Here is a 14,313-nt window from a genome sequence, read left to right as displayed (position 1 = left end):
ATCAGAGCTTCTCGGCGCCCGCGCGGAACATACCGATCACGAGCTCGCTGGCGCCGTCGATCGCGCGACGCACGGTCGAGCCGGTGCCGATCGCGTCAGCGGCGTAGACCGGCGTCTCCACCGCGATGTTGCCGCTGCGCCAGACCCTGACCAGCCCGACCTTCTGGCCGGCCTCGACCGGCGCGCGCACCGGACCGCTATAGACGACGCGCGCGATAAGCTTGTCGCTTCCGTTCTTGTGCACCATCACTTTCACGGGCGTCTTGGCCACCAGTTTCACCGAGCGGCTCTCGCCGCCGAACACCTTGGCGTAGCCGACGGGCTGATCGGCCGCGATCAGCGTGCGGGTCTCGAAATTGCGAAAACCCCATTCCAGCATCTTCTTGGCTTCGGTGGCGCGATCGTCGGGGTCATCCAGCCCGTTGATGACGACGATCAGCCGCGTGCCATTCTGCACAGCCGAGCCGACCATGCCGTATCCGCCTTCCTTGGTGTAGCCGGTCTTCAGACCGTCGGCGCCTTCCATGGAATTGAGCAACGGATTGCGGTTGGGCTGGCGGATCTTGTTCCAGGTGTATTCCTTCTCGCCGAACAGTTTGTAGAATTCGGGGAAGTCGAGAATGATGTGCCGGGCAAGGATGCCGAGCTCGCGCACCGTCATCTTGTTGGCGGGGTCGGGCAAGCCGTTGGAATTGCCGAAGGTCGACTTCGTCAAGCCAAGTTCACGGGCGCGCTTGGTCATGAAGTCGGCGGCGAAAATCCGTTCGTTGCCCGCCATGGCTTCGGCCAGCGCAATGCAGGCGTCGTTGCCGCTCTGGATGATCGCCCCGTGCAGGAGATCGTCGACCGTGACCTTGCTGTTGATCGCGGCGAACATGGTCGAGCCGCCGGAGGGCGCTCCGCCCCTGCGCCAGGCATTCTCGCTGATCCGGTATTCGTCAGTCAGCTTGATGTCGCCCTTCTTGATGGCGTTGAAGACGACCTCGGCGGTCATCAGCTTCATCATGCTGGAGGGCGCGCGCAGCTCGTCGGCGTTCTTCTCGAACAGCACGCTGCCGCTGGAGGCCTCGATCAGGATCGCGGTCGGGGCGTCGCCGTCGAAGCCGGAATCATCTGTTTTCTTGGCGCCCTGAACGCTCTGGTTGGCGGCGTAGAGTGCCCCGCTCCAGCCAATGGCGGCCACCAGGGCCGTCGCGATCAAGCCACGCGCCAGCGCTCCGGGGGTGAACCGGGTGCGCCCAAACGAGGAAAGATGAAATTCCATGGCCAAGCCCTGAGAGCGGCGTTCTAACAGTTGGAGCGGGTGCGAACAACACGGGGTGGCCGCTTGTCCCGAGATTGCACGATTCTCGTCCCGCCCCTATCGTGGCACCTCAGATTTTCTGACCAAACCCCTGAAACAAGGCGGAAAAGCGATGTCCTCCACCCGCGTGACCAAGGCCAACGGCATCGACCTGTTCATCCGCGAAGCCGGTCAGGGGCCGCTGGTGGTGCTGTGCCACGGCTGGCCGGAACTCTCCTACTCCTGGCGCCACCAGATCCCGGCGCTGGCGCAGGCCGGGTTTCGCGTCGTCGCCCCCGACATGCGCGGCTATGGCCAGAGCTCAGCGCCGCCCGAGGCGACGGCCTATTCGATCTTCGACACGGTCGGCGATATCGTCGGCCTCGTGCAGGCGCTTGGCGAGACCAAGGCCATGGTGGTCGGCCACGATTGGGGTGCACCGGTGGCATGGCACGCGGCGCTGTTCCGGCCCGACATCTTCACGGCGGTCGCCGGCCTGAGCGTGCCGCCGCCGTTCCGCGGCCGCGGCAAGCCGCTCGACCTCCTGCGCCAGGGCGGCATCACCAATTTCTATTGGCAGTATTTCCAGGCGCCCGGCGTTGCCGAAGCCGAGTTCGAGCATGACGTCGCGCGCACCATGCGCATCGTGCTCGGCGGGCGCGGCCTTGCCGATCCCTCCGCAGCCATGTTCGTGCTGGAGGGCAAGGGATTCCTCGGCCACGGCAATCCGGAGGAGCCTCTGCCGGCCTGGCTCAGCGAGACTGACCTTGCCTATTTCACCGAAACCTTCCGCAAATCCGGTTTTCGTGGCGGCCTGAACTGGTATCGCAACCTCGACCGCAATTGGGAGCTGACGGCGCCCTGGCAAGATGCGCAAATCCACCAGCCCTCGCTCTTCATTGCCGGTTCAAAAGACGCCGTCATCACCGGCCTGATCGGAGCCAAGCGCGTCAACGAGCTCGAGCGCGCGCTGCCCAATCTGAAGCGAAAGCTGATCATCGAGGGCGCCGGCCATTGGGTCCAGCAGGAGCGGCCCGACGAGGTGAATGCGGCGCTGGTGAGCTTCTTGAAGGAAAGCGCGGCTCAGTAGAGGCCGCGACCGCTCAGGATGCCGCGGGCCTCGGCAGCGCCGTCCGAGGCGTAGGCGCCGGACGGTGCGCTCTCGGTCGCATAGCGGCCGTCCCCGTCATAGGACACGGCGCGCGCGTTCTGGAGCGCCCGGCCCCGGTTGCGGCTCGAGGCCGACATTTCCGAGGTCGCACTGAGCGAAGCCATGTCGGCGGAGGTGTTGCCGAGATTGTAGGGCCGTCCCTCCGGCGTCGGAACTTCGCCGCGCATGGCGCCGCGGTTCGATGATGGCAGCTCCGGCACGAAGGGCCTCGCCGAGGCGACCCGGACCATCGACGGCGACGGCGCCGGGGTCCCGGTGCGCAAGGTGGCCATCAGCTGGCGGTCGTCGGAGCCTTCCAGCGGCGCCCGGCCGACATATTCGACACGGACCTTGGCGATGCCATTGCCTTTGAATTCAAGCAGTTCGGCGGCCTTGTTCGAGACGTCGATGAGCCGGTTGCCGTGATAGGGCCCGCGGTCATTGACGCGGACGATCAGCGATTTGCCGTTCGATACGTTGGTGACCCGCGCATAGGACGGCATCGGCAGGGTCGGATGCGCCGCGGTCAGCGAACCCATGTCGAACACTTCGCCATTGGCGGTCAGACGGCCGTGGAAATCGTCGCCGTACCACGACGCCATGCCCTCGGCACGGTAGTTGACGTCCTCTTCGGGCACATAGGTCCGGCCACCCACCACATAGGGCTTGCCGACGCGGTAGGCGCCGCCGCCCTTCGGGACCGGATCACCCAAAGCCACGACCCGGGGGCTCGAGGACACGCCGTATTTCGGATCGACCCGGCTGGCGAATTTGTTGGAGGACGCACAATTGGCGAGCGCAAGGCAGGTCGCGACCGCCGCAACACCGCGCGCGGCCCGCAAAACCGAATCTGACCGTCGGATCCCCATTCGCCCCAAATACCACTTTGCCGGAGGCGTACCTAACCCGCTTTGGCTACGGGGCAGCGCTGTCCGGTCCTTTGCTCCGAGGCGGCCCACCACCGCGTCGGAAGTGGTAACGATAACGCAACCCGAACACGGCGGAAATGGGGAGCCCACAGCGATCACGCCGGGATGGTAAACGGGGCGTTTGCGTTCGCCCCGTTGAACTACGGAGCGCGGGCACCCTGCTCTGTGCCATGGCCGGACATTCTGTTGCGCCAAATCCTCACTCCACCCCCATTGTCGCGCCGCTCACTGGAATTCTTTTGACTGTGCAAGGCCGCCCGCGTTTTCTCGCGTGCAGGGCGGAATGGAATGAGACGATGATCGAGACGGTTTCGGCACTGATGGGTTTGGTAAGCGCGGGGATCTTCCTGGCCCATGCGTTTGAAGGTTATCGCACGAGGGCCTGAGGCACTCGCGCGGACGGCAAGCATCACCCTTTCAAGACGGCGCGTTCGGACATTTTTAATCGATCCGATCGAGCATCCAAGACGAGAGCGGCAGGTGTCCCATGCGCAACCATGACCTCGTATCCGATGGCTTCCTGGCCCTGACCGCCAGTGGTTTGGTCCTGCTGTGCTCCAGCCTCGTGGCATTGGCCTTCGCCTGAGCACCCAGCACTTCCCGACAAATACCCTTACCGCAGTCCTAGCAGCGAACGTCGATAGAGGCTGTCGCGGGCTTCGCTCAGGCAGACGAAGCTGCCGGTAAAACCCTGGCCGTACCGCTTCTGGCCTTTGCCGTAGTAGACGCCTTTGCTGAAATCGAGCCAGACCACCCGGTCGTGGGGGCAATGACGCTGCGCCTGCGCCTCGTAGCGAAATGGCGTCAGCGGCGTGGCCGATACCTCGGCACCGCTGCAGCCGAGCAGGATCGCAGCCGCGAGCGTAATCGCGCCGGGCCATTTGCCGAAGCTGCTCCAAGATACCCCGCAAGACACCACCCGCCTCCCGATCCCGGCCGTCGCACGATAGCCGCTCGGCACGGTAGCACGAAACGGTACGGTCATCGGAGGGCCTCGCGTCTTCCACCCGCCACCTTGTCGGGCTACATGCAAGCGAGATGACCCCGATGCGAGGATGCTGCCTGAATGTCGGTTGAGCCTGGACCCAAATCCGAACTCCGCACCGAACCGCGCCTGCCGTTGCCGCGCCTGGGCTTGATCCCGATGGTCATCTTCGGCTCGCGCTGGCTGCAACTGCCGCTCTATTTCGGTCTGATCGTGTCGCAGTGCGTTTACATCGCGCTGTTCCTCAAGGAGCTCTGGCATCTCTCCTGGCACGCCCTCGACCTCACCGAGCAGCAGATCATGATGAGCGTTCTGGCGCTGATCGACGTGGTGATGATCTCCAACCTGCTCGTGATGGTGATCGTCGGCGGCTACGAGACGTTCGTCTCGCGGCTCGAGCTCCAGGGCCACCCCGACGAGCCGGAATGGCTCGGTCACGTCAACGCCAGCGTCCTAAAGATCAAGCTCGCCATGGCCATCATCGGCATCTCCTCGATCGCGTTGCTGCGCACCTTCATCGAGGCCGGCAATCTCGGCTCGGACCGCGCCGGCTTTACCGAGACCGGTGTGATGTGGCAGGTGCTGATCCACCTCACCTTCGTCGTCTCGGCGATCGGCATTGCCTACGTCGATCGACTGAGTGACTCCGGGGCGCGCAAGCATGCGGAGTGAGGCCCGAGGGCCGGCTTGCTACTTGTCCGCTTCGAGTTGCTGCAACGCCTGGTGCAGGCATTCCTGAAGCTTGGCTGCGACCTGCTCGCGCGCGACGCCCTTGGCGGCAAGATCGCCTGACACCTTGTCGAGGATCTCGTCCATCGTCTGGTTCTCCAGATGGTCCGTCACCAACGCCGTCGCGTAGCCGGCCGCGGCATCGCCACTGAGGCCGAGCTGGCTTGCGGCCCAGAGCCCGAGCAGCTTGTTGGACCGGGCCGTGGCCTTGAACATGAGCTCCTCGTCGTGGACGAATTTGGCCTCAAAGCCCTGCTCGCGTTTATCGAACGTGGTCATGGTCAGCTCCATTGTCGTTTTCGCTGATCGGGATCGGACTGGCTGGGAGCGAACGTCTCCGTGGTTCACGTCAGGATTATGTGAAGCTTCCGGCGGAAGCCAAACGCCGTCAAGCCTGCTGGGCGCGTCCAAGGCACCCCCCAGCTCTACGACAGCCAGCTCGGCTAGGCTGAGATGTTTACTATTCGTTAAGCAGACTCAGTGCCGCATGGCGCGGGGACATCGAGAGCTGACGCATGAACAAAGAGCTGCGGGAGTTTCGACGACTTGAACGGGTCTGCCTGGAGCAGGCAGACCTCTCCACCATGGACCTCGCGCGAAGCGGGTTGCTCAAGGTTGCAGAGGATTGTCGCATCGCAGCCGAAGCGATCGAGGCGCAATCGCCGCGCAGACCGTTCGCAAGTGCCGTTCAGGCGCTGAAGCAGGCGTTGAGTGTGACGCGCGTCCCTCACCGGCACTGAGGCCGGCGCTCGCGGACAAGGCCATCTTTGATTTGACGGGGCGACCGCGTGCGGTCAGCCCTTCGCTTCCATCTGTTCACGTGCCAACCGTTCGGCCCTCAGCCGTTCCTTGTTGGCATAAAACGCCTTCTGCGCCGCTTCATGATCGCGCATGGCTTTTTCGGCTTCGATACGGCGTGTCGCATCACGCGCCTGCCGCTGTTCGGGGGTCAAGGGCTTGCGCCGGTAGGAAATGTCTTCCGTCATGGCCAGATAACGCGGCGGTGAGGAAAGAGTTCCCAGTGGCCCCCCTGGGCGCACTGTGGCGCACTGTGGGCCGACTGCATAAATGTGCGAAAACAACCCCATGCACAGTAGCCAAGTGCTTGTGCAGACAGCACTTTTTTATCACCCTGACGATGCGTTTGATCCGGCGGCGATCTCGATGTCCGCAATAACAGGCAAATGGTCCGAATAGGCCCTCGCCCCTTCGTCGGTCCAGACTTTCCCGATCGGGCTGTCGGACGTTGCATAGATCCGGTCAAGCCGCAGGAGGGGTAAATGCGACGGGAAAGTTCGCAGCCGCGTCCGGTTTGGGCAGGCCTGCGCGAGCACGCGCCGCACCGATTTGATCCAGAACCAGTCGTTGAAATCTCCGAGGACGACGGTCCTTCCAGGCTTCACCAGCCTCACCAGCGCCTGAGCCTGCGCATGGCGCTCATGGATGCTCAAGCCGAGATGCGTGGCCACCACGCGGACATCGCCGACCGGCGTCAGTAGTCCCGCGGCGATCGCTCTGCGCGGCTCCCGCTCACGATACGACACGTCGACGATCTCGGGCGGGCCGGAGAATGGAAAGCGGCTCAGGAGCGTCTGGCCGTATTCGCCATCCGCCGTGACGATCGACTTGGCGTGAACACGGTGATCGCCGACGACGCTCGCCAGCTTGGCAAACGGATCGTCTGATCGCGATCGCGAATCCACCTCCTGAAGCGCGACGACATCGGGAGCCCATTTGCGAATGATGGAGCAGATACCCTCCAGATCGAACTTCGGATTGAGATTGAAGGTGCCGTGCACATTCCACGTCATGAAGCGCATCAGCGCCTCCCGGCGAGCCACGTCGCGACGAATTGCGCGCCTGCGCAGATCGCGAGCCAGCCCAGGAACGCCAGTGCGAGCAGCAATATGTTGACCCAGGACGCATTCCTGGCGAGATCTGCGATCTGAGCCCCCAAAACTGCCATGGCGAGAATGCCGGGCGTCATGCCAAGCAGCGTTCCGACCAGGAAGTCACGCAGAGGCAGCGTGCTGGCGCCAGCCACGACATTCACCACCGAGAACGGCGCGATCGGAATCATCCGGATGACGACGACGGCCAGGATGCCCTTGCCGACAACACGTTCCTGGATGCGCGCGGTACGTCGTCCAAGCAATCGCTGCAGGCGTTCGCGGCCGAGTGCCCGTCCGATCGCAAACAGGACAAAGGCGCTGAGCACGACGCCCGTCATGGCGGTGACGAAGCCTAACCACGGTCCTAGCGCGGCAGCAGTTGCCGCAATGAGCACGAGAACCGGAAAAACCACCAGCCCGCCGACGACGAAAGCTGCAATCGCGAATGGCGGCCCCCAGATGGACTGCGCGTAGCCAGACAGCAATTTCGACATCCGGCCTGCGTCGGCGAAATCGCTCAATGACGTGTACGACCAGGCCATCGCCAGGCCAAAAAGCGCCACGGCAATCGATACCACCCCGATGATCGTCTTCGTGTTCCACATGCGAGATGCCGCCCGCTCCAGATGAAGAGGCCGCTCCGGATCCGCCACCGGCTGAACCATTGTGGCCAGAGCGCTGGTCAGCACCGAGGATTCCACGTCCCGCAGCGCCTTCGTCCCACCGGCTCTCGAGACGTCGTCCAGGAGCGCAAAAAGACGATGGTCGTTTGCCGCGACGGCCTGTTCATCGAGACCGCAGAAATGCGCGATCAGGCGACGGCGGACCGAGGCGATGAACTCCCGGTGCTCGCTTGAGGCGGCTTCAAAGATCAGGTCACATTCGCTGTCGGCGCCCATCGACCGATTGTTCAGATTGGCCGAACCGATCCGCAAGATCCGATCGTCGACGATCATGAGCTTGCTGTGCACCATCACGGCCGCTTCCGTATCCCCATTCCCCGACACCGGATAGACGAAGCGAATGCGATCGGCGATGCCGGCCGAACTGAAGCAGTCGATGAAGGCGCCCCGGCCGTTCTGCATGGCTTGGGATTCCAGCCACGACGAATGCAGTTTTGGCGTGACGACCAGAACCCGAAGCGAAGGCACGCGCAACATCTGCTCCGCGAGTTCGCGCGCGATCTTGGTCGCGCTGGTGAACTGGTTCTCGATGTACACGAAGCTCGTCGCGGACCGGATCGCTGCGATCAACGAGCGTTCGACCTCCCGGAGCGTCGAACCTGCCGGACAAACCACCTCGGTCCTGGCGATACCGACCGGCATATGCTCAGCCTCGACCGGCACATTCGCCGGCCAACGCAAGCTCTTCAGCGGGCGCCGATCGTCAATCTGTTGGCCTGCCGCGCGCCAGCGTTCCTCCACGAGTTCGCACAGCCACGCCGCCGCGTCCCCGTCGACCATGCATTGAACATCATGAAACGGAAGGTATGGCTTGCCCTGGGGATCACAGCGCGATGCGTGATCAGCGCGATGATCACTCGTGTCCCAGCGCCTGATCGTCAGATCGAGCCCGCCGACGAACGCCAGTGAACCGTCGACACAGACGATCTTCTGGTGTTGGGCCGAACCAAATGGAAGCGTGGAATCCAGGTGAAATCGGACGCGGCCATCGGTGTCGGCGGTAAATTTGGCCGCGGAATTCCATTCCCTCTCGGAAGCGTAGAACGAGACGAAGTCCCAGACCAGAATGTTGATCCGCAAGGTGGGACGGCGTTGGACCAGCGCACGCAGGAATGGTCCGAGCTGTTCCGGCAAGCCGTCATCCGCTCGCCCGGACTCTCCGACCAGCCTGGTCTCACTGTGGATATCCCAACCGACGATATAAACGAGGTCCTGCGCCTGCAGCAGCGACTCCCGCAGGGCCGCGAAATAAGCGGCAGCATCGTTCAGAACCGCCACACGCCGCGCCTCGCACCGCCGCCAGACGGTGTCGCCGGGGATCAGGGTCGATGAGCTCTGAAGCAGGTCAACCTCGCCATTCGCATTCGCGTCTAAACGCGCTGAACGCTGAACGGGTTCCTTGTCTTCACGGCCGCGGCTCGCGTGCGGCGCGCCCGTATGCTGGAGCGCACGATTGCCGCTACTTGGTTCGGACAGACTTTGCACCGGCGCCTTTCAAGGCGTCTGCAATCTTTTCAGGCGCATCGCCGTGAAAATCCACGGAGACCTCGATCGGGCCTTCCAGCTTCTGGTGCCCCTCCGGCGCAGGCGCGGCCTTGGCGTCAGGACCGGCCGGGCGTGTCCCCGACGTGTTCGCACCACCGACGGCCTGGACGAAGACGTCGGTTCGCGGCACGCCGCATTCCTGCACGACATGCTCAACCGCAAGCTCGGCGCCGCGGCGCGTGTCGAATTCTCCAATGATCGTACTTTCCAAGGGCGCCCTCCGTGGCTGGACCAGAGTGCCAACAACAGGCCAGCGCGGGCCAGGTTCCTGAACGCGCCGGCGTTTAGAACCGAACGATCCCGAACAGAAAAAGCAGCGCGACAGTGATCAACCCGGAGACCAGCAGCGAGCCGAGGCATCCCAGCCGATTTGAGAAAAAGAAGAACATACGTCGCCCATCCCATTGCTTCGTGACGGGCTAAGTTCTCCCATTCGACAGCGTTCCTGGAGGCGTTTTGGGACGCGCGAACAAGAACCAATCCAAGAACCAATCCAAGAACCAATCATCGAGCGGGACGTTGAGTCCGCGATGTCAGACGCTTTTGATTATTTCCGAGCGCATGCGGTCCGAGCCCTTTGCAAGGCCCGGGCGATGCCGCGCGGACGAATGAAACATCTGCAGACCGTCGTGGCCCGGATCTACCACCTGCTGACCAAGGAGGCTGCGTACGGGCCGAACCTGCAGCATATGGACGACTTCCGGGCAGCCCAGAAGCTCGAGAAGTCGATCGACTGAACTGCAATGACGGTGACGCGGCGTTCAGCTCCCTTTGGGAGTGGTCCTTGACTGCGCAGCGCCGAGGGACTTGCCAAGCCCGGGATTGATGGCGAGCGATGCTCCGGCGGCGCCGCCGGCTTCATAGGCCGTCCTCGACACCATCCGGCTGGTGCTGCGCTGGGTCCGCATCCTCAGGTCGAGCTTGTCGAACTCCGCATCGACCACCGAGGTCTTGAGAACCACCAGCCCGCGGCCGGTGCTTTCGTTGACCTGATCGCGCCTGCCCTTGATCGCCAGCAGCCTGTCCGCGATCGACGCCACCATGCCGAGCGCGAAGGAGGCATTGGCCAGATGCCGCTCCTGATGCCGGAACCTGCTGTAGTCGACCGAGGTCTTGAAGCGGCCAAGTTCAGCGCGCACGGCGCCGTCGATCAATTCGGCCACATAATGCGCGACCTCGATATCAGCGCCGAGACCGAAGAACACATAGCGGCTCTCGCCGGCCTCATTCTTCTCGCGCCAGACCCGACAATCGCAGAAATGAGCGATCGCGCCGATGCAGTCGTCCAGGGGAATGCGCTTCTTGCGAAAAGTCTCGTAGACCCTCCGTTCGCACGGCGACGCGCGCAGCTCGACGTCCGAGAGCGACAGATCGTGGCGATCCAGCAGCTCGGCGACCTTGGCGGCCGCAGACAGCGCTTCGTCCTCGGTGCAGCCATTGGCGATCGTCTTGGCACGCAACGCCTGAATGCGGAGCTTCAGCTTGTCGAGCGCGGCCGGATTAGAGGTCTGATGCACTGATTACCTGTCCGGGAAAGCCCGACGGATAGAACCCGGTCGGATAGACTGGCGGAAGGGGTGTCTTGTCAACTGTATTGATCTTCGACTTTTTTCGAACGGACCTCACTCCTTCTACGTGCGGTGCACGACTCGCCGCACTGACCATAAAATGCAGAGACGAGGCTTCACTACAATCGACGTTCTCGTCTATTTCCACCGCAGCTGACAAATCACTGTCGGGAGCAGACCACCACAAGCCGAACGAGGTTGCGTTGGCGCCTTGGCATTGGCGGCTGCGTCTTGTTCACAGTATTTCGAGCTTGCGGTCAGCCGGCTTTGATCCCTGCGCTTGCTGAGTAGTCGGCAGCAGCCTGGTGGATTGAAAGACGCACTGATCAAGGCCGTCGATCGGTTTTGTGCCGCGACACATTCCTGAAGGGACTGGACCCACTGTTAAGGTTTAGCGGTCAGGTTAACCCCAGCGAACGTTTTGCTGGGAGCGTCGAATTCGATATGACCTCGAAATAGAGGAATATTCGAATGTCCAATAGAACCGCATTTCAAACTGCAGACGCAGACGAGCCCCACAACTTTTTTGATCCCGTCATTCCCCTCACCTTCAGCGCTGTAGCCCTCCTGGCCACAGCTGTTTCGCTGGAGGCGATTGGGTTCATCGCTTGGCAGCCAGCCACCTTTTTGGTTGCCTATATCTTTGGCTGACGCGCGATTGGCTGGCATGAGCGAATTCGAAGGCCTATCTGACCAGTTCATTCTGCGGATGCACGAGTTCATCCGCCAAGAGGTGCAAGCAGATAGGCTAGCCGGCACGCGTTTTGTCGGATTGCCAGCGAGGCTGCGCGCGGAAGCTCTGCAGGGGAAATCGAGCGACGCGGCTTGTTCTGCACGGCAATTGAATGGCCTCAGCATCTTGAGCCTGGAGCGGACAAATACGCACCGACCATTGGACACCGGAAGACGATCTAAAAGGCTCCCGCGTAGCGGCCTCGGTCTAACCAGTCCCCGGCCCCTCCGACCCGGGGCCGCCTCTCCATGAGCCTACCGCCTGGTTGGCGCCTCGCGCAGCTAACTCCCGGTCCAGATCTTTCAGTCGCCCGAGCAGGTTCTCGACGATCTCCATGCAATCGGAATGTCCCAACGACTGCACGCCACTTGAATGCTCACGAATTCTCCGCCGACTTCGCCCCAGAGACGGTACGGCTCAAATTAGAAATGGGTTTCGCTAAAGCGAAAGGCCGCAGGGTGGTTCCAGCCCCCACTGCGGCCATCCCGGTCAAATTACAAACTGGTACTTAAATCTCGCCGGTGTTCTCACAGTAGAACACCGTGTTCCGAAAAAGGATTCCGTAAGACTACCGGAATTCAAGGTGGCCCGGATTGTCACTCGGGCGCAAAACTGGCAGCGATTCCTCACCAGCCCCCATGCTCCCGGCTGCCGATCAATTGCGGATCAGAGCGCCGGGAGCGACGCTAGGACTTCCCAGACTCCGGAGGTCGCTATCGCCACAGCCGGCGCGTGATGTTGAACAACGCCGCAAGCGGGACGCCCGCCAAGACACCCAGCATGCTGCACGACGTGACCAGCAGCGCAGCGCTAAGCGGCCCCGCGCTTGTCACAAATCCACAGGCTGCGCCTAAGCCTCCCAGCGTTCCGGCAAAGACGACCATGTTGCGGTCGTTGCGCGCCTCGACGTTATAGATCGGGGGCCTTTTGCGGTGAAGAATGGGAGGACCGAACGGCACCTTCGAGCCGCAATTTGGGCAGGCCGACGCACTCGGTGAAACCGGGTGGTCGCAGTCGTGGCAATCGATCAGCTTTTTGGTCCGTCCCATGCCGCAAATCGTAGCGGCGGGGCGGCCAGTCCACAAGTTCGGCAGCTACTCCCAGCACACCGTCCTGCATGACCACAGCAGGGCCGCTCTGATCCCCGCATTCCCCGCGTTTGACTGGCGTTGAAAACCTGCGCGCCGTGCGCCATCGGACTAGGAGATGGCGGAAGGGGTGTCAACCGAAGGGGGCTGATTTTCTTGGTCTATTTTGATTTTCTGGGGTTTGACCCACGCCCTGCCCCACATGCCCAAAGAAGAGCCCCGGAGAAGCGGGTCCGTTGCCTGTCTACGATGCGGTTCCAATCCCCCTTCACGGTGGATAGAGCAATTCGTTTCCGCTAGGGAGCGCCATCCAATGATTTCAACAGCTTACGATAGCCATGAGCGGCACTAGCGGGACCTATTAGCGGGATGTTGTCAAACGTTCTGCGAGGTCGCCGCGGAGCCTGTCATGGCCCTCAATTGCCCGCGCCATGATAACAGCCACATGTTTGGCTACGTCTCTCGCGATGGCGAGGGTTGAGCGCCCGCGGGGCACGCCATTCTCCCGGCTAAGACGCGGGCTCAAGAAGCTCGAACAGGACCGCTCCTAACAATTTCGCCTCCCGCCGCTTGTCGGTTTCCCCCTCGTCCGCAAACACGATCTGTCATAGTCTGCACCTCCAAGAAGAGCGACGCGTATAAGCGGGACTAGTGGAGACGCCAATGCCCTCAAGGCGCGAAGACTCTATTTCAAGGCACAGCGGTACGATGAACGCGGATCGCTCGCCAGCCGCGCCGAGCCTTCGCGACTTTGGACTACACCAGCTCCGCAAGCCCAAGGCAGATCTTGTAATTATTTTCGTACATGGCGTCCTTTCGGGAGGAGAAGCCGCATGGGGCCAACCATCCTGGCCAGAATTGGTTGCAAACGAGCCCGACTTGCAGGACGCCGGGCTCTTTGTATTCACGTACCAAAGCACCGTTGTGTCCCGCACATACAGCATTGGCGATGTTGTGGATGCATTGCGGGAACACTTTAATCTCGAATCGCTATGGGATCAGCGTCGTCTCGTCTTTGTGTGTCATAGTATGGGTGGAATCGTCGTTCGCAGGTTTATTGTCGTCAACCAAGCGAGATTAATCGAACACAACTGCTCTATTGGCCTTTTTCTTGTCGCATCGCCATCGCTCGGATCGAGTGACGCAAACCTCATAGGCCTTCTTTCCCTGGTACTCCAAAATACGCAGGCATTAGCTCTGCGTTTTTCCCAAACCAATACGTGGTTGAACGATCTCGATCGAGAATTTATGACGCTAAAAGAAAGTGGCCGCCTTTCGATATCAGGGAAGGAAATAGTAGAGGATCGCGCGATCGTACTGAAGCGATGGTTGGGTCTGCGCAACCAAGTCGTCGAACCGTTCTCCTCAGGTCGATATTTCGGTGAGGTGTTCAAGGTTCCGGGTTCTGATCATATCTCAATTAGCAAGCCGCAAACATCTGACGCTATCCAGCACCGGCTGCTCAAGCAATTTGTCATCGAATTCAATGCTGCAGAAGTTGAAATGAGGCTCGGCGCAGAGGCTATTCAAAAGAGACTAGAAGTCGAACCCGATCCACCCCATCAGGTAATCAGCCGGTCTACGCCTCTAGCAACGGCGACGAGCCGCGATCAACCGGCCACGGGCGATCGCTCGATCACCATCGGCCGGGATGCGATTGGAAGCGTCATAGTTACCGGGGACAACAACCACACGAACGCCAGATCTAAGCAGGGATGAGCAGAAGGCC

Annotated in this window: 16 protein-coding genes; 6 read left to right on the top strand and 10 right to left on the bottom strand. The window is 61.8% G+C overall.

Annotated features, from left to right (window positions below; translation table 11 throughout):
- Position 1: 1 nt before the first annotated feature.
- Positions 2 to 1,264 (bottom strand): D-alanyl-D-alanine carboxypeptidase family protein, encoded by a 1,263-nt coding sequence (locus tag AC0L3P_RS14955; RefSeq protein WP_354059500.1) that lies wholly within the window; start codon positions 1,262 to 1,264, stop codon positions 2 to 4.
- A 151-nt stretch (positions 1,265 to 1,415) separates the two neighbouring features.
- On the opposite strand from AC0L3P_RS14955, the gene AC0L3P_RS14950 reads away from it, so the two are divergent.
- Positions 1,416 to 2,372 (top strand): alpha/beta fold hydrolase, encoded by a 957-nt coding sequence (locus AC0L3P_RS14950; protein ID WP_473302418.1) that lies wholly within the window; start codon positions 1,416 to 1,418, stop codon positions 2,370 to 2,372.
- On the opposite strand, the gene AC0L3P_RS14945 is transcribed toward AC0L3P_RS14950, so the two are convergent.
- Together AC0L3P_RS14945 and AC0L3P_RS14940 are read right to left on the bottom strand one after the other, a co-directional pair.
- Positions 2,366 to 3,301: a septal ring lytic transglycosylase RlpA family protein gene (locus AC0L3P_RS14945; RefSeq protein WP_275172546.1), complete on the bottom strand. Its 936-nt coding sequence runs from the start codon at positions 3,299 to 3,301 to the stop codon at positions 2,366 to 2,368. The two genes, AC0L3P_RS14950 and AC0L3P_RS14945, sit on opposite strands and share 7 nt — an antisense overlap.
- Positions 3,302 to 3,974: 673 nt before the next feature.
- Complete coding sequence (locus tag AC0L3P_RS14940; RefSeq protein WP_473302669.1) at positions 3,975 to 4,277, bottom strand: hypothetical protein; 303 nt, start codon at positions 4,275 to 4,277, stop codon at positions 3,975 to 3,977.
- Positions 4,278 to 4,427: 150 nt separating this feature from the next.
- Here AC0L3P_RS14940 and AC0L3P_RS14935 point away from each other — a divergent pair, with 150 nt between their 5' ends.
- Positions 4,428 to 5,018: a TIGR00645 family protein gene (locus AC0L3P_RS14935; protein ID WP_354059494.1), complete on the top strand. Its 591-nt coding sequence runs from the start codon at positions 4,428 to 4,430 to the stop codon at positions 5,016 to 5,018.
- Between the two features lie 18 nt (positions 5,019 to 5,036).
- Here AC0L3P_RS14935 and AC0L3P_RS14930 read toward each other — a convergent pair whose 3' ends face one another.
- Positions 5,037 to 5,354 (bottom strand): DUF1476 domain-containing protein, encoded by a 318-nt coding sequence (locus tag AC0L3P_RS14930; protein WP_354210289.1) that lies wholly within the window; start codon positions 5,352 to 5,354, stop codon positions 5,037 to 5,039.
- Positions 5,355 to 5,590: 236 nt separating this feature from the next.
- Between AC0L3P_RS14930 and AC0L3P_RS14925 the strand changes: the two genes are divergently transcribed.
- Positions 5,591 to 5,815, top strand: a complete 225-nt coding sequence (locus AC0L3P_RS14925) for a hypothetical protein (protein WP_354210288.1) — start codon at positions 5,591 to 5,593, stop codon at positions 5,813 to 5,815.
- A 54-nt stretch (positions 5,816 to 5,869) separates the two neighbouring features.
- On the opposite strand, the gene AC0L3P_RS14920 is transcribed toward AC0L3P_RS14925, so the two are convergent.
- From AC0L3P_RS14920 to AC0L3P_RS14905, 4 genes are all read right to left on the bottom strand, one after another.
- Positions 5,870 to 6,061 (bottom strand): hypothetical protein, encoded by a 192-nt coding sequence (locus tag AC0L3P_RS14920; protein ID WP_354210287.1) that lies wholly within the window; start codon positions 6,059 to 6,061, stop codon positions 5,870 to 5,872.
- 141 nt (positions 6,062 to 6,202) lie between these two features.
- Positions 6,203 to 6,895: an endonuclease/exonuclease/phosphatase family protein gene (locus AC0L3P_RS14915; protein ID WP_473302400.1), complete on the bottom strand. Its 693-nt coding sequence runs from the start codon at positions 6,893 to 6,895 to the stop codon at positions 6,203 to 6,205.
- Positions 6,895 to 9,135: a VTT domain-containing protein gene (locus tag AC0L3P_RS14910; RefSeq protein ID WP_473302398.1), complete on the bottom strand. Its 2,241-nt coding sequence runs from the start codon at positions 9,133 to 9,135 to the stop codon at positions 6,895 to 6,897. Before AC0L3P_RS14910 ends, AC0L3P_RS14915 begins: the two co-directional genes overlap by 1 nt.
- Positions 9,110 to 9,406: a hypothetical protein gene (locus tag AC0L3P_RS14905; RefSeq protein ID WP_354059484.1), complete on the bottom strand. Its 297-nt coding sequence runs from the start codon at positions 9,404 to 9,406 to the stop codon at positions 9,110 to 9,112. The genes AC0L3P_RS14910 and AC0L3P_RS14905 overlap by 26 nt, the downstream gene beginning before the upstream one ends.
- A gap of 319 nt (positions 9,407 to 9,725) precedes the next feature.
- On the opposite strand from AC0L3P_RS14905, the gene AC0L3P_RS14900 reads away from it, so the two are divergent.
- Positions 9,726 to 9,932 (top strand): hypothetical protein, encoded by a 207-nt coding sequence (locus tag AC0L3P_RS14900; protein ID WP_007591053.1) that lies wholly within the window; start codon positions 9,726 to 9,728, stop codon positions 9,930 to 9,932.
- Between the two features lie 24 nt (positions 9,933 to 9,956).
- On the opposite strand, the gene AC0L3P_RS14895 is transcribed toward AC0L3P_RS14900, so the two are convergent.
- A complete protein-coding gene (locus tag AC0L3P_RS14895; RefSeq protein ID WP_473302393.1) occupies positions 9,957 to 10,712 on the bottom strand; it encodes a DUF7168 domain-containing protein in 756 nt (251 codons plus the stop codon).
- Between the two features lie 522 nt (positions 10,713 to 11,234).
- Between AC0L3P_RS14895 and AC0L3P_RS14890 the strand changes: the two genes are divergently transcribed.
- Positions 11,235 to 11,414 carry a hypothetical protein gene (locus AC0L3P_RS14890; RefSeq protein ID WP_354210280.1) on the top strand — a complete coding sequence of 60 codons (180 nt, stop codon included), beginning with the start codon at positions 11,235 to 11,237 and terminating at the stop codon, positions 11,412 to 11,414.
- 795 nt (positions 11,415 to 12,209) lie between these two features.
- Here the strand turns inward: AC0L3P_RS14890 and AC0L3P_RS14885 are convergent.
- Positions 12,210 to 12,545, bottom strand: a complete 336-nt coding sequence (locus AC0L3P_RS14885) for a hypothetical protein (protein ID WP_473302388.1) — start codon at positions 12,543 to 12,545, stop codon at positions 12,210 to 12,212.
- A gap of 702 nt (positions 12,546 to 13,247) precedes the next feature.
- Here AC0L3P_RS14885 and AC0L3P_RS14880 point away from each other — a divergent pair.
- On the top strand, positions 13,248 to 14,303 hold the full coding sequence (locus tag AC0L3P_RS14880) for an esterase/lipase family protein (protein ID WP_473302385.1): 1,056 nt from the start codon (positions 13,248 to 13,250) through the stop codon (positions 14,301 to 14,303).
- The last annotated feature ends 10 nt before the right edge of the window (positions 14,304 to 14,313 follow it).

The sequence above is a fragment of the Bradyrhizobium sp. WSM4874 genome, from assembly GCF_055811835.1.
Note: the sequence above shows the minus strand (reverse complement) of the source record. Positions and strands in the feature narration are given on the sequence as shown.

Excerpts from the sequence above, each read along its gene's own strand:
- AC0L3P_RS14900 (WP_007591053.1), top strand. The coding sequence starts at position 9,726 with ATGTCAGACGCTTTTGATTATTTCCGAGCGCATGCGGTCCGAGCCCTT.
- AC0L3P_RS14955 (WP_354059500.1), bottom strand. The coding sequence starts at position 1,264 with ATGGAATTTCATCTTTCCTCGTTTGGGCGCACCCGGTTCACCCCCGGA.
- AC0L3P_RS14950 (WP_473302418.1), top strand. The coding sequence starts at position 1,416 with ATGTCCTCCACCCGCGTGACCAAGGCCAACGGCATCGACCTGTTCATC.
- AC0L3P_RS14920 (WP_354210287.1), bottom strand. The coding sequence starts at position 6,061 with ATGACGGAAGACATTTCCTACCGGCGCAAGCCCTTGACCCCCGAACAG.
- AC0L3P_RS14925 (WP_354210288.1), top strand. The coding sequence starts at position 5,591 with ATGAACAAAGAGCTGCGGGAGTTTCGACGACTTGAACGGGTCTGCCTG.
- AC0L3P_RS14935 (WP_354059494.1), top strand. The coding sequence starts at position 4,428 with ATGTCGGTTGAGCCTGGACCCAAATCCGAACTCCGCACCGAACCGCGC.
- AC0L3P_RS14930 (WP_354210289.1), bottom strand. The coding sequence starts at position 5,354 with ATGACCACGTTCGATAAACGCGAGCAGGGCTTTGAGGCCAAATTCGTC.
- AC0L3P_RS14880 (WP_473302385.1), top strand. The coding sequence starts at position 13,248 with ATGCCCTCAAGGCGCGAAGACTCTATTTCAAGGCACAGCGGTACGATG.
- AC0L3P_RS14915 (WP_473302400.1), bottom strand. The coding sequence starts at position 6,895 with ATGCGCTTCATGACGTGGAATGTGCACGGCACCTTCAATCTCAATCCG.
- AC0L3P_RS14890 (WP_354210280.1), top strand. The coding sequence starts at position 11,235 with ATGTCCAATAGAACCGCATTTCAAACTGCAGACGCAGACGAGCCCCAC.
- AC0L3P_RS14885 (WP_473302388.1), bottom strand. The coding sequence starts at position 12,545 with ATGGGACGGACCAAAAAGCTGATCGATTGCCACGACTGCGACCACCCG.
- AC0L3P_RS14945 (WP_275172546.1), bottom strand. The coding sequence starts at position 3,301 with ATGGGGATCCGACGGTCAGATTCGGTTTTGCGGGCCGCGCGCGGTGTT.